The organism is Rhodococcus erythropolis R138 (assembly GCF_000696675.2).
Taxonomy (GTDB): Bacteria; Actinomycetota; Actinomycetes; order Mycobacteriales; family Mycobacteriaceae; genus Rhodococcus_F; species Rhodococcus_F erythropolis.
The window spans coordinates 1,964,331-1,986,428 of sequence record NZ_CP007255.1 but is presented as its reverse complement, the minus strand read 5'-3'; the positions used below and the strand labels follow the sequence as shown (position 1 = coordinate 1,986,428).

Genomic DNA, 22,098 nt, shown 5'->3' with positions numbered 1-22,098 from the left:
CTGACCGGCGCGAACACGTCGAGGCGAAACCAGGCTGTGTGTCACAAGCCGAAGCCCGATCACGCCCAGCCGGATACCTGCTTCGGGACGCACCGACGCGAAGGCAACACGAGAAATGTCGCACCACCGATTCACCAGCCCCAGCACGACGAAGAACGCACTCGGAAGGGCGCTTGTCATCGGCGCTCTTTCACTGACAACCCTTGCCGTCAGTATCGACACCGCGAACGCTCAGGCCCCCTTGCTTCCGGACTGGAACACCGCCGGAGTTTCCGTCGTCACGAATCCGGCGAAAGTGTCAGCTTTCGATTCCTCGGATGGAGGCCGCGCATTGGCAGCCGCAGAGTCCAAGATCGGCGCACCGTACGTCTGGGGCGCGACCGGACCGGACTCGTTCGACTGCTCCGGCCTCGTTCAATGGGCCTATGCACAAGCGGGCGTTTCAATTCCGCGAACTACCTACGACCAGGCGGTCGGCGGAGCTCCGATTTCCCGGGACGATCTCCAGCCAGGTGACGTAGTCCTGGACTACGGCGGGGAACATGTGGGGATCTATGCCGGAGGCGGTGAGGTCCTTCACGCCCCGACGTCCGGGGAGTCGGTCAAACGCGCACCCGTGGACTCGATGCCATACTATCTCGCCCGGCGCTACTGACATGTATCACGTCAACTTGACAAAAAGTCTTGTATCGCAACGATATTCGGGCCGTTCATCACGATCCGAATGCTTGACACTCCCCCAATGCGCGGAATGTGATGCCATCCTCTCCCCCGCGAGCGCGGTCTGCACCAGGTGTCGCGGAGCGCGGTTGGACGTAACGCGGTGTTGCGGAGACGGCACTGTCGTGTCCTGGCGAACGGTTCACGGCGACCCCACGACCGTTCTCGCCATCGTCGAATTGGACGAGGGGCCGTGGCTGTACACGTTGCTCACGGAATCCCCGCGCGCGGATGCGTCCGGACCGCTGCGAGTATTGTTTCAACGGCGAGAACTAGGTAAGCGGTACCCGGTGTTCTGCCTGTGCGGCGACGATCGGGGAGAACTGCAATCGGACTTCAGCTCCGATCTGCTGAACCATTGACCTCGCGCGAGTCACGCTCCTGCGCAGTCGATACCACCCACGCCGCGATCTGCGCTCTGGAGGTGAAACCCAATTTCGTCAGCACGTGCTCCACGTGCCCCTGTGCTGTCCGCGGCGAAATGACGAAATGCTCTGCGACAGCGCGATTGGTCAGGCCCTGCGCAACCAGTTCCGCAACCTGCAGTTCACGACGAGTAAGTCGAATCGCCTCGGTCGACGATGTGTCCGGGACTCTGTGATGCTCGTCGAGCGCGTACGCGACAGCTTCACCCTCGGTCATCACAATTCCCCGGTGAAACTGCTTGTCGAAAGCACCCTTACCCAATGCCTTTTGAGCATCGTTTGCCGCCTTGTCATGGTGGGGTGACAAGATCGGAAGCCCCGCGAGCCGACTCCCGACCTTCTGCCAGTACATCGCCGCAGCGCCGAGTAGAACCGCCGATTGCTTCCAATCACGTTGCGCTGCAGCAATCCACGCCAACTGTTCGATACACCACGCCGAGTTCATTGAAGCGGCCGTGGCCCGCAGACTTCGCGCCAAATGGTCACGTGCGCGCTCGAGGTCACCTCGAAACCAGTCCACAAGCCCTAGATTGCTAAGCGCCGACGCCTGATACATCACTTCGTGCGGCGGTCCGGTGATGGCAAGGGACTCGTCGAAACACTCCACCGATCGCTCCAGCGCGCCGGTAAAGATGCAAGCGAGCCCGAGGGTAATCAAGCCGGCCACTTTGTGCTCTAGATTCTCAGCTGATTGGAAAAGCGATACGGCAGCCTCCAACTTCCTGGCGGCAGTGTCGAATTCGCCGTTGAACGTGTCGACATATCCGTCCGCCCATCCAGCCAAGCCTCGAGAGCGTACATCTCCCACGACCTCGGCAAGGCGCCAACTCTCCTCTACCTGTCCGCGCGCCCGGACGAGGTCACCCTGCATCCCATGCGCTACGGCGTCGATACACAGAATTTCCACGCGATAAGTGTCCGGCTCCCCATCGGAAGCTCTCAGGGTTCGATCCGCCCAGTGCCGCGCCGAAGCGATCCGACCGCCGAGAACCCAGAATCGGTACAGCGCCGCGACCATTCGCGTCGCTGATCGCGTCTGACCCGGCGTCGAGATCGAAAACTCCAGCGCGTCGTAGACGTTGTGCAGTTCACGACCCAGCCTTGCGATCCACGCAGCTTGCTGGTCGCTGATCCACTCGGCTTCCGCACGAACGACCAGCGCTTCGAACCAATCACGGTGGCGCCATCGAAGTTCCACGTAGTCGTTCGAGAACTCGGCCTTCTCTCGTCCGTACTCCCGGAGGAGATCGAGAAGGTGGTATCTGACTGAGCCGTCGATCTCCTCACGAATGAGGATGGACTTCTCGACCAGCGCAGTGACGAGATCGAGCACTTCCGTCGAACTCGAATCCTGCCCGCAAACACCCTCGGCAGCATCGAGATCGAACCCACCCGAGAACACCGACAGTCTCGCCCACAACCGTTGTTCACGCGGTGAGCACAAGTCGTAACTCCAATCGATCGACAATCGCAGGGTCTGCTGACGACTGGGAACATCACGCCCACCGGAAGTCAAAAGGCTGTAACGATCAGAAAGCCGATACATGATCTGCTCCGCCGACATAGATCGCAGCCGAGCAGCAGCCAACTCGATCGGCAACGGCAATCCGTCCAGATCGTGGCAGATACGGGCAACGGCATTCCGGTTCCCTTCGGTCAACACGAAACCCGGCACCACAGTCGCAGCTCTTTCTGCGAACAACAAAACAGACTCGTACCGAGCCAGCCCATCGAAAGCGCGCGGCCCCCGCAGTTCCGGCGTAGTGAGAGAAGGAACCCGCATCACCACCTCACCGCCCACACCCAGAGACTCTCGCGACGTCGCCAGAATCTTCACACCAGCACACCGACGCAAGATCGCCCCGGCAAGCCGGGCAACCGAATCCACCAGGTGTTCACAGTTGTCGAACACCAACAGCAGACTCCGATCGGCGCAAAATTCGATCAAAGCGCGCAGCGGATCAGACGACAAAACCGGCCGCACCCCCAAAGTCACGGCGACATAATCCGCGAGCAGATCCGGATCCGACAACTCCCCCAACTCCACCAACCAGGTACCGTCGCTGAACACCCGCTGCAGCGCACCCGCAAGCCGAATCGCGAGACGTGTCTTGCCCACGCCCCCGACGCCGGTCAGCGTCAACAAACGGGACGACTCGAACAATCTTCTGGCATCGGCCAACTCACGCCGCCGACCGACAAAACTCGTCAACTCCAACGGCAAGTTACCGACAACCCGATGATCGGCTTCTGCACGCACAGCGGATGCCATCGACCGACTCGCTTTCTGCGATTCCACTCCAAAACCAACGCTACCCCCGCGAACTGCACCCGAGAAGCGCTCACCACTGCCCGCGATCTCAGCCTCGGGAGTCGGTCTCCTGCTCGGTCGACACGAACCACGCCGCGATCTGCGCTCTGGAGGTGAAACCCAATTTGGTCAGCACATGCTCCACATGACCCTGAGCCGTACGAAGCGAGATCACGAGATGTTCCGCGATAGCGCGATTGGTCAGGCCCCGCGCAACGAGTTCCGCAACTTGCTGCTCACGACGAGTCAGGTGAGGTGCCTCAGTTGACGATGAACCCGGAACACTGCGACGCTCGTCGAGCGCATACGCGACAGCTTCACTCTCGGACATCACAAATCCGTTGCGAAACGACTTGTCGAAAGCACTCTTACCCATAGCCCTACGAGCAGTCTCTGCCGCAGTGTCGTGATGCGGCGACAAACCCGGCAGGCCCGCCAGCCGACCCCCGACCTTCTGCCAATACATGGCTGCCGCGCCGAGCAGAACCGCGGAATTCTTCCAATCACGTTGCGCTGCAGCAATCCACGCCAGTGGTTCGATACACCACGCCGAGTTCATCGGGGCATCGAGAATTCTCAGACTTCGCGTCAAATAATCACGTGCGTCATCTAATTCACCTCGGAGCCAGCCCACGAGCCCGAGGGTTCCCAACGCAAAAGCCTGGAACATGACTTCGTTGGCGGGCACGGTGATCGCGAGAGTCTCTTCGTTGCACTCCACCGAGCGATCGAGGGCCCCGGAAAGAAAGTACGCGATCCCCAGGGTGTCCAGGCCGATCACCACATGCAGCAGATTTTCGTCCAATCGAAACAGCGTCAACGCGGATTCCAACTTGGCTGTAGCGGTATCGAAGTTGCCTCTGAACGTATCGACGTATCCGTCACCCCATGCCGCGAGACCGCGTGCGCGTACGTCCGCCAAGGCATTCGCCAGGTGCCAACTCTCGTCGACCAGCGCTTGTGCCCGTTCGAGTTCCCCCTGCATCGCGTGATTCACAGCGTCGATGGCCAAGACATCAACGCGGAACGGGTCGAGCTCCCGATCCTCTGTATTCAGAGCTCGATCCGTCCAATACCGTGCCTGCACAAGCAATCCACCAGAAAGCCAGAATCTGTACAACGCAGCGACCATTCGCGTCGCAGATCGCGCCTCTCCGGTAGTGGAAATCGAAAACTCCAGCGCGTCGTAGACGTTGTGCTGTTCACGACCCAGCCGTGCGATCCACGCCGCTTGCCGGTCACTGATCCACTCGGCTTCCGCACGAACAACCAGCGCTTCGAACCAATCACGGTGGCGCCGTTGAAGTTCCACGTAGTCGTTCGAGATCTCGGCCTTCTCTCGTCCGTACTCCCGCAGGAGGTCGAGCAGGTGATAGCGAACGGTGCCGTCGATCTCCTCACGAATGAGGATGGACTTCTCGACCAACGCAGTGACGAGATCGAGCACTTCCGTCGAACTCGAATCCTGCCCGCACACTCCCTCGGCAGCGTCCAGCTCGAACCCGCCGGAAAATACTGTCAGCCGACCCCACAGCTGCTGCTCCGGAGGCGAGCACAAGTCGTAACTCCAATCGATCGACAAGCGGAGAGTCTGCTGACGACTCGGTACGTCGCGTCCACCAGAAGTCAAAAGGCGGTAACGATCCGAGAGCCGATCCATGATCTGCTCCGCCGACATACCGCGCAGGCGAGCGGCCGCCAACTCGATCGGAAGCGGGAGTCCATCCAGGTCGTGACAGATATGAGCAACGGCGCGCTTGTTCTCCTCAGTGAGGGTGAAACCGGGGACGACTGAAGCCGCACGCTCGGTGAACAACGACACGGATTCGTACTGGGCAAGTCCCTCGAATTCGCGCGGCTGTTGCTGCGGTGTGGTGAGCGAGGGAACGCGCATCGTCACCTCACCGCCCATTCCCAACGATTCTCTGCTCGTCGCCAAGATCTTGACACCGGCACACCGCCGTAGGATCGCACCGGCAAACAGAGCGACGGCATCGACCAGATGTTCGCAGTTGTCGAGTACCAACAGCAGACTGCGATCGGAGCAGTAGTCGATCACAGTGTGCAGCGGGTCCGACGAGGACACCGGCCGCACCCCCAAAATCACGGCGACATAATCCTCGAGGAGTTCTGGATCCGTCTGCTCGCCCAACTCCACCAACCACGCGCCGTCTCGGAACACCCGCTGGAGCGCACTCGCAAGCCGGATCGCGAGCCGCGTCTTGCCGACACCTCCGATACCGGTGAGCGTCAATAAACGGGACGACTCGAACAATCTTCTGGCATCGGCCAACTCACGCCGCCGACCGACAAAACTCGTCAACTCCAACGGCAAGTTGCCGACAACTCGCTGGTCGGCTTCTGATCGCACAACGGATGCCATCGACCGACTCGCTTTCTGCCAACCACTACAAATCAACGCTACCCCCGCGTTCGTCGCCCTGAGCAGCGCTCACTTGTGCTTCGTCATCGCAGTCGAAATGTCGGCCCTCACGCATGCGATTCACGACGGCCATGCCGGTGTCACGCGCCCGAAACAACGGATTTCTACCCTGGCAGCGACGAGAAGGGAGACCGACATGCCACCGCGCCGCAGATCGGTACTACTGACGCAACTGGTAATCGATGCTCCCGGCAGTCCACAACAAACGATCCTCGACGAACTGCGCCGAGTGATTCTGTCGGGTTCGGCGCCTCCGGGTACCCCGATCCCCCTCGGCGACGTGGCTGATGTGTTCGGGGTCAGCCGAATACCAGTGCGGGAATCGCTGAAGACCCTGGTCGGAGAGTCGTTGGTCGACCACCGCCACCAATTCGGCTACACCGTTGCTCAGTTGACGCCGGCAGAACTGCGCGAGATGTACATCGTCCGCGAAACTCTCGAGTCAGCTGCATTGGCCGTCGCCGTCGAGCAGGCCACCGAAGAGGATCACGAACACGCCGTCGAGGTGAATTCCCGTCTGGAGATCGCGTTGCGCTACGACGACTCTCAGTCCTATCACTGTGAGAGCCGAAACTTTCACCTCGCACTGACCCGACCGTCGCAAATGCTTCGACTTCTGCACATGTTCGAAGCTGCCTGGAACATCACCGAACCGGTACAGCCGATGGTCCATGTTGCCGGCGTCGATCGCCAGGTTCTGCACTCCGATCACACCGCGATGCTGGACGCATTCCTGCGTCGGGACGCAGCCGCTCTTCTGAGTGCTTCCGAAATCCATCATCGCCGACTCAACACCGTGATCGCGACTCTGCCGACAGACACCGGCCTACTGGCCGAGAAAGATATACCGATTGCGCAATAGCTGTGCAACACAGCGTCGATACCTTTCTCTCAACACAGTTTTCATCACTGACGCTGAGAGCTCGTGCACTGTCCGCTGATTTCCTGCACTGATGCACAGGAGCTGTCATGACCGACATTCTTCCGTCCCGAACGACCACTACCCCAACTCCCCCAAAGGAAACCGGCTCGGCCGACCTCGTCGAAGCCGCGGGCCACCCGGTCGGCGGCGGACTGATCAAACCGGGCTACGACCCTCGTTTGACCAACGAGGATCTGGCGCCGCTTCGCAAGCAGACCTGGTCGTCGTACAACATCTTCGCCTTCTGGATGTCCGACGTACACAGCGTCGGCGGATATGTCACTGCCGGTAGTCTTTTCGCACTGGGATTGGCCAGCTGGCAAGTACTCGTCGCCCTGCTGGTCGGTATCACGATCGTTTACTTCTTCTGCAATCTCGTCGCCAAGCCCAGCCAAGTTACCGGCGTACCGTATCCGGTGATCTGCCGCAGCGTGTTCGGTGTCCTCGGCGCGAACATCCCGGCAATCATTCGTGGCCTGATTGCCGTGGCCTGGTACGGGATTCAAACCTTCCTCGCTTCGGCAGCCCTCGATGTCGTACTGATCAAACTCTTTCCGTCACTCGCACCGTATGCCGTCGTCGAAGACTACGGATTCGCCGGACTCTCCGCACTGGGCTGGGGAAGTTTCATGCTCCTGTGGGCACTTCAGGCCTGCGTCTTCTGGCGAGGCATGGAATCGATCCGCCGCTTCATCGACTTCTGCGGGCCGGCTGTGTACGTCGTGATGTTCATGCTGTGCGGGTACCTCATCTACCAGGCAGGCTGGAGCGCTGTCGATCTCACACTCGGCGACGTCAAATACTCCGGTTTCGACGCCGTGCCGGTCATGCTCGGTGCGATCGCTCTGGTTGTCTCGTACTTCTCCGGACCGATGCTCAACTTCGGTGACTTCTCCCGCTACGGGAAGTCGTTCGCTGCAGTCAAGAAGGGCAACTTCCTCGGTTTGCCGTTGAACTTCCTCGTATTCTCGGTGTTGGTCGTCGTCACGGCGTCGTTGACACTGCCGGTGTACGGCGAACTGATCACCGATCCCGTCGCAACAGTGGCACGAATCGACAGCACCTTCGCCATCGTCCTCGGCGCACTCACCTTCACCATTGCCACGATCGGCATCAACATCGTGGCCAACTTCATTTCCCCGGCCTTCGACTTCTCCAACGTGAGCCCGCAGAAGATCAGCTGGCGCGCCGGCGGGATGATCGCGGCGATCGGCTCGATCCTCATCACCCCGTGGAACCTCTACAACAATCCCGACGTCATCCACTACACGCTCGAAACCCTCGGAGCCTTCATCGGTCCGCTGTTCGGAATCCTGATTGCCGACTACTACCTCGTGCGCAAGCAGAAGGTGATCGTCGACGAACTGTTCAGCATGTCGCCGACCGGAACCTACTGGTACAGCAAGGGATACAATCCTGCTGCAGTGATCGCCACCGTGGTGGGAGCCGTCGTCGCAATGGTCCCGGTCCTGGGCAAGGACCTCACCGGGATGTACACCGCAGCGCAGTACAGCTGGTTCATCGGTTGCGGGCTCGGATTTGCCGTCTACTACCTACTCGCCACGCGCACTTCCCTGGCTGTCCGGAATGCTTCTTCTCCCGACACTGTGACGGTCGACTGATCGTCATGAGAATCAAGGTGATCAACCCCAACACCACGTGGGCGATGACCGCCAAGATCGAGGAATGTGCCCGGGCCGTCGCGGGCTCGGGCACATTCGTCGAGGCCGTCAGCCCTGCGATGGGTCCCGCGTCGATCGAAAGCCACTACGACGAAGCTCTCAGCATCCCCGGAATCCTGGCCGAGATCGCCGCCGGAGAAAAGAACGAAGTCGACGGCTACGTCATTGCTTGCTTCGGTGACCCAGGCCTGGATGCAGCCAGAGAGCTGGCCAAGGGCCCCGTCGTAGCTGTCGCCGAAGCGGCAATGAACTACGCAAGTTTCCTGGGACGCGGATTCAGCATCGTGACCACCCTCGGTCGAACCCGCGGCCGCGCAGCCGATCTGGTGGACCGGTACGGCATGCAGGCTCGGTGCCGGGGTATCCACTCCTGCGAGATTCCGGTTCTGGAACTCGATCGTGATCCCGACGCGCGAAAGGTGATCTTGGAAGCCTGTTTCGACGCATTGGAGCAAGACGACTCGGACGTCCTCGTGCTGGGTTGCGCCGGCATGGCGGACCTGTGCCAGGACTTGTCCGACGAACTCGGTGTCCCGGTAGTCGACGGCGTTGCCGCTGGGGTCACGATGGTTCAATCGTTGGTCACCCTCGGACTGTCGACCAGTGCGCGCGGCGAGTTCACACGGCCACTGCCCAAAATCTACACCGGCACACTGACACCGTTCTCGCTGTGAACGTGCCCGAGCGAGAGTCGAGCACCGATTGTCACCATTGCCAGGACCGCGAACAATACTCCGGCCCAGACTAATTGGCGGGTTTCGAAATGCGCGAGAAACAGTCCACCGACCGCAGTTCCGAGCGTGATCCCCAAGTTGGAGAACGAGATGAAAAGGCTGTTGCCGAATTCAGGCGCGTCGACTGCGTCTCGCCCCATCCAACTCTGCGAAACCACCAGTCCACCGGAATGCACTACACCCCAAACCAACACGGCTACAACCATCGCACCGAAGTACGGGCCTGCCAGATAGAGCATCACGTAGACGACGATGTACAGCAAGGGAAAAGCCACAACCGTGCGCACCACACTCTTGGCGAGCACCGCCCCGAAGACGAAGTTGCCGAAGATCATCACGACACCGAAAGCCAAGAGCATCGCGCTGATCCACGATCCGCTCATGCCCGTCACTCCGCCGAGGTATTCGGCGAAGTATCCGTACACCGAGAACATGGCTGCGAAGACGAAGGTGACGGAAAGGATGGTCAACCACACGCGCGGCCGGCGAAGGATCCCGACCTGTGCGCCGTACGACAGGCGTTGTGTCACCGGAGCCGAGGGCAGAAGTACGACAATCCCGAGAAACGCGAGAACGTTGACCACTGCACCGAAAACGAAAGCCGTGGACACCGAGAAGTTCTCGGCCAGATACGACGTCAGCGGTACACCGAATGCGAATCCTACTGTGACACCCGCAAATACTTTCGTCACAGCTGCAGTTGCTTCCTCCGGTGGCACCAGTCGAACTGCACTCGCGAGTGCGAGCGCGAAGAAGACCGGGTGAACCACGGCGGGAATGATCCGAAATACAAACATCACCTCGAAACTCGACGTGCTCGCGTACACCATGTTGGAGACCGCAAAGACTGCAATCGCCACCAACAGAACGGTTTTCCTGTTGATTCCCGAGGTGATCAGCGTCGTGAACGGACCGGTCACCGCCACGACGAGCGCAAACACACCGACCAACCATCCGGCAGTGGACGCGGTGATACCGAACTTTTCGCTGACCTGAGGCAGAACCCCGATAATGCCCATCTCCGTAGTGATGATTCCGAATACACCCAACGCCAGAACCGGTATCAACAATTTCGACTTCACGACACACTCCTTACTACTACGCCACACAAGACAGATACATATCTAGATATATAGATATGTTTGATTGAGCAAAACCGGCCGACGAGGGCAATCCGACCGCTACAGCTTTTCGCGAACGAATTCCCTGAACTCGCCGATCACGGTTTCGTTTCGTCGGTAGTACGTCCACTTCCCGATGCGCTCGGACTCGAGCAGACCCACATCTTTCATGCCCTGCAGGTACCCCGAGATCACCGACTGGGCAAGTCCCGATCGCCCCTGAATGTCACCGACACAGACTCCGATGTGAAACCCGAGATCCTGTTGCGTGTACGAGTCCTCGTCGAAATACTTCGCCGGATGCGCGAGCCACTCCAAGATCTGCAGACGAGTCGGGTTGGACAGCGCCTTGAAGATCGCCAAAGCATCCATGGACCGCACCCCTTCTCCTCGCCAACCGGAACGCATCTACTTTTATGGATATGTTTGGCGAAGTCAAGCCCGATTCGGACGCAAAGCTACGTACGTCACATCGACGCATTTGAAGTGAGCTGTGCCACTTACGTTTCGACGACCTGCGGAAATCTCAGCGCCGACTTTCTATCTGTGACGACTTGTTTATAGTTATCGCCAACAACGAATTGCCGGAAGTTTCCGGTTCGCCCGAGAATGCTCGCGGGTGAACACAATTCGCTCAACACCAGCCGTACCCGGCTAGTCATTCGGGAGTCGAACCATGAACACACCGCATCAGTTCAGGGCCGTCCCCACATGGTGATGTCGAAGCTCGCCAAGTGGCAGCTGGTCGCCCTCGTCGTGGTTGCACTCCTGGGTTCGATCTATGTCGGAGCGAAATACGTACGGCTGGACAATCTTCTGGGATTCGGCCAATACACGGTCAAAACCGAACTGGCGACGTCCGGTGGCATCTTCACCAACGCCGAAGTGACCTATCGCGGTGTACCCGTCGGACGCGTCGGCGACATGTCGCTCACGTCCGACGGAATCGAAGTCGACCTGTTGATCGACAGCAGTGCTCCACAGATTCCGGCATCCGCGCGAGCCGTGGTTGCCAATCGCTCAGCCATCGGTGAGCAGTACGTCGACCTTCAGCCCGATACCGACCAGGGCCCGTTCCTCGAAGACGGCTCGGTGATCGCCGTGGGCGAGACCACCACGCCGATCCCCATCGAGAACGTCTTGACCAGCGCCAACGGTCTGGTGCACTCCGTTCCGGTCGACGCACTCCACACCGTCGCGAAGGAACTCGGCGCGGCATTCAACGGCAAGGGCGAAGATCTGCAGGTACTTGCCGACTCGCTGTCGGGGATTTCCCAGTCGGGCCTCGACACCCTTCCCCAGACCCTCGGACTGATCCGCGACAGCCAGACGGTACTCACGACCCAGTCCGATCAATCGTCGGCGATCAAGCAGTTCAGCACCGACCTCGACGCACTGACTGCGCAATTGCGCACCAGCGACCCCGACATCCGACGCGTGATCGACAACGGCATACCGGCCAGCGAACAAGTCGGCTCTCTCGTCACCGAAGCCGGCCCCGCGCTCACGACCAACCTCTCCAACCTCTCCGCCGTTGCAGCGGCAGCCGCCCCGACACTGCCCTCGCTGCAGCCCTTCCTGCTCTTCCTGCCTGCCCTCGCCGGGGCGGCGCCCACCGTTGCACCGGGAGACGGCACGGTACATCTGGGCTTGGTACTCGAGACCAACAACCCGCTCTCGTGCACCGTCGGTTACGAAGGGACCATGGCGATCCTCGACGAGATGAAGCGCAAAGACCCGAACTTCGACGACACGACGCAGAACTTCCCGTTGAACACTGCCGCCAACTGCCAGGCACCTCAGGGCAGCGAAACGGGAGTTCGGAGCGCCAACCGCATCGCGTTCGCCGACCCGAACACCTCGCAACCGTGGGACAGCAAGCCCAAGGTGGACCCGGACAAGCTGAACCTGAACCCGATTGCCACTCAACTCGCACCGATGCTCGGTGCGACCCCGAAGTAGCCGTAAACAACTGGCACCGTCGACGCTCCGCGACGATGATGATGTGATGTCGCAAGGAACGCCTGAAGGCGAGTCACAGAGCATGTCACGAAGTTTCGAGGAACTTGTCGCCGAAGCCGAATCCGCCTCCGTCGACGGGTGGGACTTCTCGTGGCTCGACGGGCGCGCCACGGAGCAGCGTCCGTCGTGGGGGTATCAGAGGTTGATGGGTGAACGTCTCGGTGGTGCCGGCGCTGCGCTGGACATCCAGACCGGCGGCGGCGAAGTCCTCGCCGCTGCACCGACACTCCCGCCGGTGATGGCGGCAACCGAATCCTGGCCACCGAACGTAACCAAGGCCACCGCGCTTCTGCGTCCCCGAGGTGTGGTGGTGGTCGCGGATCCGGACGAGCCACCGCTACCGTTTGCCGATTCGGCTTTCGATCTGGTGACCAGTCGACACCCTGCGACGGTGTGGTGGGCCGAGATCGCTCGGGTACTCGAACCGGGAGGAACGTACTTCGCTCAACATGTCGGTCACGCCAGCGTGTTCGAACTCGTCGAGTTCTTCCTCGGTCCTCAGCCGCAGGCTCGTCGCGGACGGCACTACGAGGACGAAAGCGCCGACGCGATTTCGGCCGGGCTCACCGTCGTCGACCTTCGTTTCGAGCGTCTGCGCATGGAATTCTTCGATATCGGCGCCGTTGTCTACTTCTTACGCAAGGTGATCTGGATGGTTCCGGGATTCACCGTCGCGCAGTATCTGGACCGGCTCCGGGAACTCGATCAGCAGATCCGTCGCGACGGATCTTTTGTCGCGTACTCGAGTCGATTTCTGATCGAGGCGCGCAAATAGCCCCGCATTACGCGGGGTGAATGGTCTTCCAGTGCTCGGCGATGTCGATTCGCCGCGAGATCCAGACCTTTTCGTGTGACTGCACATGGTCCAGGAAACGCTCGAGGGCGGCAACTCGGGCAGGGCGGCCGACTATGCGGCAGTGCAACCCGACGGAGAGCATCTTCGGTGATCCGGCCGTTCCCTCCGCATACAGCACGTCGAAGGCGTCACGTAGGTGCGCAAAGAACTGATCGCCGCTGGGAAATCCTGCTGGAGAGGCGAAACGCATGTCGTTGGTATCGAGCGTGTACGGAACGACGAGATGCTTCACCGACTCTGTGCCACGCGGAACGTCTACCCAGTACGGCAGATCGTCGGCGTACGAATCGGAGTCGTAGACGAAGCCGCCGTGCTCGACCACCAATTCGCGGGTGTTCGGTGAATCGCGTCCGGTATACCAACCGAGAGGCGCCGAACCCGTCAGATCTTGCAGAATCTGGACTGCCTCGGCCATGTCGGCGCGTTCACGCTCGATGTCCACGGATTGGTAAGACTTCCAACGTAATCCGTGACACGCGATCTCGTGACCCAACTCCTGAAAAGCACTGACTGCTTCCGGGTTACGCTGCATTGCCCGCGCCACCGCAAAGACCGTGAGAGGCAGGTTTCGCCGCTCGAAGGTCCGCAGGACACGCCACAACCCGGCCCGGGAGCCGTACTCGTACAGCGATTCCATGCTCATGTGTCGATTCGGAAATGCCTCCGCCGGAGTCATTTCCGACAGAAAAGTCTCCGAAGCCGCGTCCCCGTCGAGGACGTTGTTCTCGGCTCCCTCTTCGTAGTTGAGTACGAACTGAACCGCTATCCGCGCGTCGCCGGGCCAGTGCGGATGCGGCGGATGAGGGCCGTACCCCACCATGTCCCGGGGATAGTCGTCGCGCGGATAGTCGCTCATGGCAACAACTTTACCGTCAGCGCCCGGAGATCACAGCGCGAGCAGCGTCGGTGAGTACGCCGAATACTCTCAGCCGCGCCAGGCCACCGTCCGGGAAGATGTCCAGACGGACATCGGTGACCGGAACTTCGGAATCGATCGGAAAGCGATGGCGCGTGTCCGGACGCAGCGTCGTACGCGGCAACAGTTCGATCCACTCCCCTTCCGGAGTTCGGCCGGTCAGAGCGCCCTCACCTGGACTGTTTCCGAGGAAGTACGAGGTGTCGATCTCGACGAAACTCAACACGCCTTCACCCGCGAGTTGTACTTGCACCCAGTCGTTTCCGTCGTCGCGGCGCCTGGCGGTCTCCCACCCGTCCCCCATCGAAGCAGCGCGGCCGGGGAACAGAATGTTCTGCGGTGAGCTGTAGAACATGTTGGAGCAATCGGTCACGCGGCCACCGTTTTCGAGTGCTGCGAGGTCCAACGGCCCGGCATCGAGGAAACGCGGGTCTGGCCGCGCTTCACCGTGAACACGGAATCTCGCAACGCCGCCGTCCGGATAAATGGTCAGCTTGACGTGCGTCCATCGATCCTCCGAAACCACCGAGAACGGATTCTCCGAGTCACCGTGCACGGTCGAGCGTTCGACGATGGTTGTCCACTCGCCGGATCCGGCCAGGTCGACGGGATCCGGATACCCGTCGACGGAGATTGCTTCCACCGAGATCTCGGGCGGGTAATTGCCCTTGAACCACGCGGTGTCGACCACGACGCCCCGCACCACTCCAGGAACACCGAGGCGCACGATCGCCTCGTCATGACCTGCCACACGGCGACGACGCGTCTCCCAACCGTCGTACACCTGCCCCTTGTGTCCGAACGTCGCCGGCTGGTATCCGGCTTTACCTGGTCGGATCAGGGCCTCGCGCTCGGCGAATGCCTCGTCGTTCGCCCAGATGACGGCTCCGCCGAGGGTGCGCAGTGCCAGGTCGGGCAGCAAGGTGAATTCGGTGGTGCTCATCGGTCAGTGTTCTCCTGTGATCGGTGTGGTGCGTCCTACGAGGTGGTGGAGTGCGTTGGTGTCCGCGCTCGGGGCGAGCCGGAGAACTTCGGATTCTGGATAAGCCCCCGCGTCGAGCCCACGCAGTACCACCGCTGCCAGCGCCTGGGCAGTTGCAGGTTCGTCCATCACGTCGCCACCTTGGCGCCCCAGGTACGACTGGATGCGCGGGGCAGCGGCGCCGAGCGCGTTGCGGTAGAAGCCGAACGTGGCGAGCCAGCGGGTGACCAGATGCCCGGGGTGCATGTCCCACCCCTGGTAGTAACCGCGTTCCAGGGACCGCGTGACGAGACGATGGTGCCGAGTGATCGCGTCGCGGATCGCCGTGGCGCTCCCGACGGGCGCGACCTGAGTTGACCCGTCGCACACCCAGACGCCGGTCTGCGCGGCAGCAGCCAACATGAGAGCCTTTGCGTGGTCTGCCACCGGATGTTCGAGCGACTGATGACGCGATGCAATTCCGCAAGCCGCACTGTAATCGTAAGTGCCGTAATGCAAACCGGTCAGACGGCCGGCACCGCGATGGATGGCCTGAGCAACTGCCACAGTTCCGTCGGCAGCGATGACCGCCTGCGGGCTCTCGATCTGCAGCTCGAACCGAAGCGAACCGGTCTCGAGTCCGTGCGCCTTCTCCAGTTCTTCGCAGAGCACCACCGTCGCCGTGACCTGCTCCACCGCGCGCAGTTTGGGAACGGTGAAGACAAATCCGTCCGGCACTCCGCCGGCCGCGTCGAGCACAAGCTCGAGCGTCCTGATCGAGCGTCGACGCTCACCGGCCGGCAGCCCTTTGAACCTGATGCCGCCCCAGTTCGGCCCGGCAGGATCAGCGCTCAACGCTGCAAGTGTCCGCCCGGCCGACGTCGCTGCTGCGTCTTCTTCTTCGTCGCTGCGGCGTCCGTACCCGTCCTCGAAATCGATCCGAAAGTCTTGGACCGGCTTGCGGCCGAGTTGAACTCGCACATCTGCGAGCGCATTCTCCGTGTCGAGATCGGCGAACACATGCGCATGGGAATCGAGAAGCGCGATCGCCTGCTCACCCCAGAGACGAGGGGTGTCGACGGTTGCATCCGCGGCACTGACGTAAATCGTGTGCACGGGCTGGATCTCGTCACGGTTTCCCGGGAACTGGGCCGCGAGCCGCTCGTCCACCGGATCCAGAAGTCCGTCCAGACGATCGTGGACGGCGGCGGAGAGTCGGGATTCTGTCATCGGACGATCTTCGCAGAACGTCCGCGAGCCCGCAGGTTCTCACGCCGCCGATCCAGTCCGGGTCAGCGACCCCCGACGAACGGAACGTTGACGAAGCTCGGCCGATCCGCAGCCAATTCGATGTGCTGCGGCTTCAGTTGGCCGTCGGCAAGCATCGGCCCGAGCGCCAGGTATCGCGGCACGCTGGCAGCGTAGACGTCGACGCGGAGCCGGTGACCGGGTTGTAGCACTGCGTCCGTCGGGAGCATGTTGATGTCGACGGCGGTGACCTCACCGGGAACCACCGGCTGACGCGTGTCGATCGTCAGATAGTGGTGCGGTTCACTGTAGTCACCGTTGGCCGAGCGAGTGCTCTTGGAATCGTCGACCGCCCGGAGCGACGCAGTCAGCGCGCCGTTCGTGATCGGTGTCGATGTTCCGTCCGGCGCTACGTCGTTGACCGTCGCTGCCCAGAATCCGTCCGTCGCGTCCAGGACTGTCTCGAGGTGGACGTTGATCGGGCCCGAGAGTGAGGTCGGCTCCGTGACTGCCTCACCGGTGAACGTCAGACCCTCCGCTTCCTGGAATCGGGAATCCTTGGAACACGACGCACCGAGCACCACGGAGATCCCGGCAGTGCCCTGAGTTCCGTCACCGGAGCAGAAGCCTCGCAGTCCGGGTGCGACTGTCAATCGCGCTGCGGCACTGGGCTGGTCACTGGTCAGTGAACCGTCGTAGGCCGCGTGTGCGGCAGTTCCGCTGGGCGCGGAGTTCAGATACATACGTTCGTACGTCGCGCCCGCTCGCGGGAACTGATCATCCGTGATCCATCCGCCACCTTGCTGGAACATCGTCACCGGACCGTATCGCTCGATTCCGTTGTCGATGCCCTTGAGCCACTTGTCGAACCACGCGCGTTCGAGTACGTCGAGGCGAGGCGGCGCACCGTCCTTGCCGAATCCTCCACCGGGAGTGACGTGATAGCCGTTGCCCATGATCAACTGCTTCTGCCCGGCCGGCAGATCGATTCCGTTGTAGATCCGCGGCTCGCTGTTGGCGAAGATGTCGTGCCAACCGCCGTAGACCATCGTCGGAACAGTGATGTTGCCGACGTCAGCGGATCGGTCCTGATAGAACTGACCGTCCTGTGCGACTTGCAGAGTCGACGGTGACACGTCCTCGATTCTCTGGGCCGTCATCGCTTGTACCAGTTCAGGAATCAGGGTGCCGGGATCCTCGAGGCGGCTCGCCAACCACAGTGGATCGAAGTTGCCTTGCAGGATGTCCTGAACGTTCGGAATGAGTTTGAGCCCGTTGACCGCGGTCAGCCACAACGGCATGAACCCGACTCCGAGTCCTCCACCGGTTCCGACGATGTCGCGTAGCAGATCGTTGCCTGGTTCGACCGGGAAGATTGCCTTCAACGCAGGCGGATTGTTACTCGCGGCCTGTACGGAGTTGATCGCGGAGTACGAGATTCCGGCCATCCCCACTTTGCCGTCGGACCACCCCTGCTTGCTCATCCAATCGATGACTTCGACCGAATCCTGTTGCTCGCGCTTGCCGAGCACGTCCCAATTACCTTGGGAGAAGCCGGTTCCACGTGCGTCGACCACTACCTGCGTGTATCCGTTCTGGACCAGATCACGGTTGACGCCGAGAACCCTGGCGCCTCCGCCGGCAATGACGCCCGTCAACTCCGAGACTCCGTCGAACGGCGCCGCGAGGTCGAGCGAGTTCGCCACGTCCATCAACGTCTCACCCACCTGCGGGATCGACAGAGCTGAATCCACCAACGTGTCCAGCAGTTTCGTGTAAGGAGTTATGTTGAGAACCGAAGGCGCCTTCGATTCCACAGCGCGCCCGGACGCATCCGCCGGTCGGTACACATTTGCCTGCAGAACCGTGCCGTCACTCATCGTGATGGGTACGTCCCACTCGACGGAGACGCCCGGATACTGCGGCGCAGTCTCCGTGGCCGCGAGCCAGGTCTGTCCGTCCGACCCTCCCGTCGGATCCGCGGAAGCGACGGCGCTCGGCACCGTCAATCCCACGACGCACAGCCCCACCGCAATCGTTGTCGACCTTCGACGTAGAAGTCGTGTCCTCACGAAAACCCCAATTTTCTGTTGTGATGACCCAGCCCTGCCCCCACGACAGTGACCGGCGTCACGAACTTACCGGATAGTAACTTCCGTCCCATATGTCGTCAATAGGTCTCGATGCCGCCCGGACGGCTAGCTTTGAAGATGTGTCACGATCTCCCCTTCCCGTCCGCGACGGCCTGAACCCGAGTCGCATCCGTCAGCCAGACGACGGCATGTGGGCGACGACGCTCGACTACCTGCTCGAACGGTTTCCCCAGGACGCCGTCCGCCTACGGGAGAAAGTCGCAGCCGGGGAGGTCGTCGACGAGAAGGGCGTCGCGATCACCGAGACGAGCGGTTTCGCCCCCCGGCGTTTCGTCTACCTGTACCGCGACGCTCCCGTCGAAGCGCGGGTGCCGTTCGAGATCGACATCCTCTACCGGGACGAAAACATCCTGGTCGTGGACAAGCCGCACTTTCTCGCGAGCACGCCCCGCGGGCGATACATCGCCGAATCGGCCTTGGTGCGGTTGCGTCGGGATCTCGATCTGCCGGAGTTGAGTCCAGCGCATCGCCTCGACCGCGTCACGGCAGGACTGCTGCTGTTCACCGTGCATCAGGCGGCCCGGCGCGGCTATCAGACCATGTTCGCCGACCGCCGCGTCACCAAGGAATACGAGGCCATCGCGCGTTACGACGCGCAGGTGAGCACTCCCGTGATCGTGCGCAGTCGCATCGTGAAAGAACGCGGCGTGCTCAAGGCCGCGGAGATCGAGGGCGAGCCCAACAGCGAGTCGCGGATCGAACTGATCGAGACGCGAGACGGCTTCGCGCGGTACCGGTTGACTCCCCATACCGGCAAGACCCATCAACTTCGCCTGCACATGACCTCGCTCGGGCTCCCGATCCACGGCGACAACTTCTATCCCGACTTCTACGACGTTGCCGCAGAGGATTATTCGAACCCGCTGCGCCTGCTGTCGAAGGTTCTCGAGTTCGAGGATCCCACGACCGGCCGGCTGCAACGGTTCGAAAGTCGGCGGACCCTGTCCTGGCCGGACGAATCAGGCCGTGGCGACTCGCCGTAGGGACCCCGGACCCTTCCACTGCGCCTCCGATACCGGGAGGATGGAAGCGCAGACCGCACCGCAAGAGGAGACCAGATGAGCAAGACCGCCGTCGTACCCGAAGCCGTACGGGAGATCGAGCGCAAGTACGAGGCGCCGGCCGAGCAGGAAGTTCCCGCGCTGGGTGGACTTCCCGGTGTCGTCGGCGAACCGGTCCACGACTCGATACAGCTCTCTGCCACCTACTTCGACACCGCCGACTACCGGTTGCTCGCCGAGAAGATCACGCTGCGCAAGCGTGAGGGCGGCGATGACGCGGGGTGGCACATGAAACTTCCCGCAGGCGAGGACACTAGAACCGAAATCCAGCTTCCCCCGGACGAGAGCACCGATGTGCCCTCGCCGCTGGCGAGTCTGATCCGGGCGGTCATCCGCGGTCACGATCTGGTGCCGGTCGCCCTGATCATCACTGATCGGGAGCGCACCAGACTCAACGGCGAAAACGGTGTTCTGCTTGCCGAAGTGGTCTCCGACACCGTCATCGCCTGCAAGGCAGACGGTTCCGGTGAGTCGACGTGGCAGGAAGTCGAGGTCGAACAAGGCGCAGGCGGGCAAGCCCTTGCCGATGCAATCGAGTCGGTTCTACTGGACGCGGGGCTCGAGCGTTCTGCGAGTCCGTCCAAACTCAAACGAGCACTGGGCACTTCGGTCACTCCATACGTCGGCCACGAGGTCACCACTGGCAAAGCGTCGAATCCGCGAATTCTGTTGCGTAATTACCTCATCGAACAACTGCGCGCACTGGTCGCCGCGGATCTCGGCACGCGCCGCGCCGACGACGAAGCCGTTCACGACTTCCGGGTCGCAGCACGTCGTATCCGCAGCGCTCTACAGTCGTACGCCGGTCACTCCCCCAAGACCGACGATCTCATCACGGATCTTCGGTGGATCGGTGGAAAGTTCGGTGACGCCCGCGACGTCGAGGTCCAGTGGGAGCGTCTTGTGGAACGACTCGGTGAAATCGACGAGATGCCCGAGCGAGAAGCAGTGCGCGCTCGAATCGACGAGTACTTCTCGGCCCGCGGTGAAACCGCACAGGAAACCGCCCTCGAAGCGCTCGATTCCGAGCGCTACACCACACTGCTCGATCGACTCGACGAGTACGTCGGCGACCTCGAATTCGACACTGCCGCCCACCGTGTAGGAAAGAAGGCGTCGGCGCGAGAGTTGGCTCATACCCTGCGCCATCTAGCTCACAAGGTCGGTAAGCGAGTCGATCACGTCTTCGATGCCGATACCCGCACCGAGCGTGACGAGCGAATGCACCGCGCACGCAAGGGCGCCAAGCGGATGAAGTACGCGATCGAGGTCATGGAACCGGTGTCGAAGAGCCGGGCCAAGCGTGCCTTGAAGCATTTCAGCCACTTCCAGGACGTTCTCGGCGAGCATCAGGATTCCGTTGTAGCCCAACATCATCTGCTCGAAATTGCTGCGGAGCAGCAGCACACCTCGCTCACCAGTTTCGGATTGGGCATGGCCTACCGACGAGAACTGGAAATCGCCGACGGGCAATCAACACTGCTCCGCAAGACGTGGAAGGAAGCCGTCAAATCAGCGTCGTCACTCTGGTGACCAGGCTGCAACCAGTCGACCGATCTCGATCATTTCAGAGGAGTAGACATGAACACACTTGCAGGACACCAGGACGTCGTCGCCGGTATCGACGGATCCGAGGCCTCGACGGCGGCGGCCCGGTGGGCAGCCTCGGTCGCGAACGCGGTGAACTCACGACTGATTCTGGCGCATGCCCTGCCGCAGGAGGGCCCGATCTACAGTCCCGCTGCAGTGATGTTGCAGTCGCAGTTCCTCAGCCAGATCCGCGAAGACGGCGAAGCGATCATCGATGCCGCCGCCGCGGTGATTTCAGCTGAATTCCCGGAACTGACCATCGAATCCGAGATCGCACCGGGCCCGGCGTCGACGCACATCCTCGAATCCTCGGGTACCGCACGCCTGATCGTGATGGGGTCGACCGGATCCGGCGCACTGCGCTCGCGGCTGCTCGGATCGACCGCACTGAAGGTGGCAAATCACGCAACCTGTCCGGTCACTGTCTGGCGTGGTTCGGCGGAGAATCCCGGTCCGGATCAACGTCCCGTCATCGTCGGAGTCGACGGAAGTGCGTTGAGCAAGAAGGCCGTCGAGTACGCGTTTCGTTATGCCGATCAGTTCGACGCGCCGCTTATCGCGGTCCACACCTGGCAGGGTTCGTCCACCTTCCGCGAAGGCGGAGCGGGAATCCTCATCGACTGGGAGGCCGTCGAGCAGGAGGAATCGGCACTGCTGGCAGAGAACCTGGCCGGCATGGCCGATCAGTACCCGGACGTGCCGGTCACCCGCATCAGTGAACCCGGCGCCGCCGCCCCCGTCATGCTCAAGTACGCCGACGACGCGCAGTTGATAGTTGTCGGAAGCCACGGCCGCAGTGCGATGGCCGCCGCCGTGATGGGCTCGACCAGCCAGAATCTGCTGCACCACGCGCCAGGGCCGGTCATGATCTGTCGCGCCTGAATTGCTGTGCGCCTTTATTAACCCCCCGCGGTTAATAAAGGCGCACAGCAG

The 22,098-nt window shown here is 61.5% G+C and carries 18 protein-coding genes; 10 read left to right on the top strand and 8 right to left on the bottom strand.

Annotated features, from left to right (window positions below):
- Positions 1–115 precede the first annotated feature (115 nt).
- Entirely contained in the window at positions 116–655 is a 540-nt protein-coding gene (locus tag H351_RS09360) for a C40 family peptidase (RefSeq protein WP_029256092.1), read from the top strand.
- A 190-nt stretch (positions 656–845) separates the two neighbouring features.
- A complete protein-coding gene (locus tag H351_RS09355) occupies positions 846–1,082 on the top strand; it encodes a PhlB family protein (RefSeq protein ID WP_020970572.1) in 237 nt (78 codons plus the stop codon).
- Here the strand turns inward: H351_RS09355 and H351_RS09350 are convergent.
- Together H351_RS09350 and H351_RS09345 are read right to left on the bottom strand one after the other, a co-directional pair.
- Positions 1,057–3,417 (bottom strand): ATP-binding protein, encoded by a 2,361-nt coding sequence (locus H351_RS09350; RefSeq protein WP_029256094.1) that lies wholly within the window; start codon positions 3,415–3,417, stop codon positions 1,057–1,059. The two genes, H351_RS09355 and H351_RS09350, sit on opposite strands and share 26 nt — an antisense overlap.
- 88 nt (positions 3,418–3,505) lie before the next feature.
- On the bottom strand, positions 3,506–5,839 hold the full coding sequence (locus H351_RS09345; RefSeq protein WP_029256095.1) for an ATP-binding protein: 2,334 nt from the start codon (positions 5,837–5,839) through the stop codon (positions 3,506–3,508).
- A gap of 196 nt (positions 5,840–6,035) precedes the next feature.
- Between H351_RS09345 and H351_RS09340 the strand changes: the two genes are divergently transcribed.
- The 3 genes from H351_RS09340 to H351_RS09330 all read left to right on the top strand — a co-directional run bounded on the left by H351_RS09340 (position 6,036) and on the right by H351_RS09330 (position 9,177).
- Positions 6,036–6,761, top strand: a complete 726-nt coding sequence (locus H351_RS09340) for a GntR family transcriptional regulator (protein ID WP_020908886.1) — start codon at positions 6,036–6,038, stop codon at positions 6,759–6,761.
- Between the two features lie 107 nt (positions 6,762–6,868).
- Positions 6,869–8,443 (top strand): NCS1 family nucleobase:cation symporter-1, encoded by a 1,575-nt coding sequence (locus H351_RS09335; protein ID WP_029256096.1) that lies wholly within the window; start codon positions 6,869–6,871, stop codon positions 8,441–8,443.
- A gap of 5 nt (positions 8,444–8,448) precedes the next feature.
- Entirely contained in the window at positions 8,449–9,177 is a 729-nt protein-coding gene (locus H351_RS09330) for an aspartate/glutamate racemase family protein (protein WP_019745045.1), read from the top strand.
- Here H351_RS09330 and H351_RS09325 read toward each other — a convergent pair.
- Together H351_RS09325 and H351_RS09320 are read right to left on the bottom strand one after the other, a co-directional pair.
- Complete coding sequence (locus tag H351_RS09325) at positions 9,144–10,319, bottom strand: MFS transporter (RefSeq protein WP_029256097.1); 1,176 nt, start codon at positions 10,317–10,319, stop codon at positions 9,144–9,146. The two genes, H351_RS09330 and H351_RS09325, sit on opposite strands and share 34 nt — an antisense overlap.
- A 99-nt stretch (positions 10,320–10,418) precedes the next feature.
- Positions 10,419–10,730, bottom strand: coding sequence for an ArsR/SmtB family transcription factor (locus H351_RS09320; protein WP_021345375.1), 312 nt, complete (start codon positions 10,728–10,730; stop codon positions 10,419–10,421).
- Between the two features lie 339 nt (positions 10,731–11,069).
- Here H351_RS09320 and H351_RS09315 point away from each other — a divergent pair, with 339 nt between their 5' ends.
- Both H351_RS09315 and H351_RS09310 read left to right on the top strand, forming a co-directional pair.
- Entirely contained in the window at positions 11,070–12,320 is a 1,251-nt protein-coding gene (locus tag H351_RS09315; protein ID WP_420876494.1) for an MCE family protein, read from the top strand.
- An 82-nt stretch (positions 12,321–12,402) separates the two neighbouring features.
- Entirely contained in the window at positions 12,403–13,155 is a 753-nt protein-coding gene (locus H351_RS09310) for a class I SAM-dependent methyltransferase (RefSeq protein ID WP_029256099.1), read from the top strand.
- A 7-nt stretch (positions 13,156–13,162) separates the two neighbouring features.
- On the opposite strand, the gene puuE is transcribed toward H351_RS09310, so the two are convergent.
- From puuE to H351_RS09290, 4 genes are all read right to left on the bottom strand, one after another.
- Positions 13,163–14,092, bottom strand: a complete 930-nt coding sequence (puuE, locus tag H351_RS09305) for an allantoinase PuuE (protein WP_029256100.1) — start codon at positions 14,090–14,092, stop codon at positions 13,163–13,165.
- A 16-nt stretch (positions 14,093–14,108) separates the two neighbouring features.
- Positions 14,109–15,095, bottom strand: coding sequence for an allantoicase (gene alc, locus H351_RS09300; RefSeq protein ID WP_020970582.1), 987 nt, complete (start codon positions 15,093–15,095; stop codon positions 14,109–14,111).
- 3 nt (positions 15,096–15,098) lie between these two features.
- A complete protein-coding gene (locus H351_RS09295; protein ID WP_020970583.1) occupies positions 15,099–16,343 on the bottom strand; it encodes a DUF6986 family protein in 1,245 nt (414 codons plus the stop codon).
- Between the two features lie 62 nt (positions 16,344–16,405).
- Positions 16,406–18,433, bottom strand: a complete 2,028-nt coding sequence (locus H351_RS09290) for a CocE/NonD family hydrolase (protein WP_037119788.1) — start codon at positions 18,431–18,433, stop codon at positions 16,406–16,408.
- Between the two features lie 140 nt (positions 18,434–18,573).
- Between H351_RS09290 and H351_RS09285 the strand changes: the two genes are divergently transcribed.
- From H351_RS09285 to H351_RS09275, 3 genes are all read left to right on the top strand, one after another.
- Entirely contained in the window at positions 18,574–19,497 is a 924-nt protein-coding gene (locus H351_RS09285; protein WP_029256102.1) for a pseudouridine synthase, read from the top strand.
- A 75-nt stretch (positions 19,498–19,572) separates the two neighbouring features.
- On the top strand, positions 19,573–21,108 hold the full coding sequence (locus H351_RS09280) for a CYTH and CHAD domain-containing protein (RefSeq protein ID WP_029256103.1): 1,536 nt from the start codon (positions 19,573–19,575) through the stop codon (positions 21,106–21,108).
- 48 nt (positions 21,109–21,156) lie between these two features.
- Positions 21,157–22,047, top strand: a complete 891-nt coding sequence (locus H351_RS09275; protein ID WP_019745056.1) for a universal stress protein — start codon at positions 21,157–21,159, stop codon at positions 22,045–22,047.
- Positions 22,048–22,098 lie beyond the last annotated feature (51 nt).

Bases quoted from the DNA above. Each gene is read 5' to 3' on its own strand.
- alc (WP_020970582.1), bottom strand. From the start codon at position 15,095: ATGAGCACCACCGAATTCACCTTGCTGCCCGACCTGGCACTGCGCACC.
- H351_RS09345 (WP_029256095.1), bottom strand. From the start codon at position 5,839: ATGGCATCCGTTGTGCGATCAGAAGCCGACCAGCGAGTTGTCGGCAAC.
- H351_RS09330 (WP_019745045.1), top strand. From the start codon at position 8,449: ATGAGAATCAAGGTGATCAACCCCAACACCACGTGGGCGATGACCGCC.
- H351_RS09310 (WP_029256099.1), top strand. From the start codon at position 12,403: ATGTCACGAAGTTTCGAGGAACTTGTCGCCGAAGCCGAATCCGCCTCC.
- H351_RS09280 (WP_029256103.1), top strand. From the start codon at position 19,573: ATGAGCAAGACCGCCGTCGTACCCGAAGCCGTACGGGAGATCGAGCGC.
- puuE (WP_029256100.1), bottom strand. From the start codon at position 14,092: ATGAGCGACTATCCGCGCGACGACTATCCCCGGGACATGGTGGGGTAC.
- H351_RS09350 (WP_029256094.1), bottom strand. From the start codon at position 3,417: ATGGCATCCGCTGTGCGTGCAGAAGCCGATCATCGGGTTGTCGGTAAC.
- H351_RS09335 (WP_029256096.1), top strand. From the start codon at position 6,869: ATGACCGACATTCTTCCGTCCCGAACGACCACTACCCCAACTCCCCCA.
- H351_RS09360 (WP_029256092.1), top strand. From the start codon at position 116: ATGTCGCACCACCGATTCACCAGCCCCAGCACGACGAAGAACGCACTC.
- H351_RS09295 (WP_020970583.1), bottom strand. From the start codon at position 16,343: ATGACAGAATCCCGACTCTCCGCCGCCGTCCACGATCGTCTGGACGGA.
- H351_RS09320 (WP_021345375.1), bottom strand. From the start codon at position 10,730: ATGGATGCTTTGGCGATCTTCAAGGCGCTGTCCAACCCGACTCGTCTG.
- H351_RS09340 (WP_020908886.1), top strand. From the start codon at position 6,036: ATGCCACCGCGCCGCAGATCGGTACTACTGACGCAACTGGTAATCGAT.
- H351_RS09315 (WP_420876494.1), top strand. From the start codon at position 11,070: ATGGTGATGTCGAAGCTCGCCAAGTGGCAGCTGGTCGCCCTCGTCGTG.
- H351_RS09275 (WP_019745056.1), top strand. From the start codon at position 21,157: ATGAACACACTTGCAGGACACCAGGACGTCGTCGCCGGTATCGACGGA.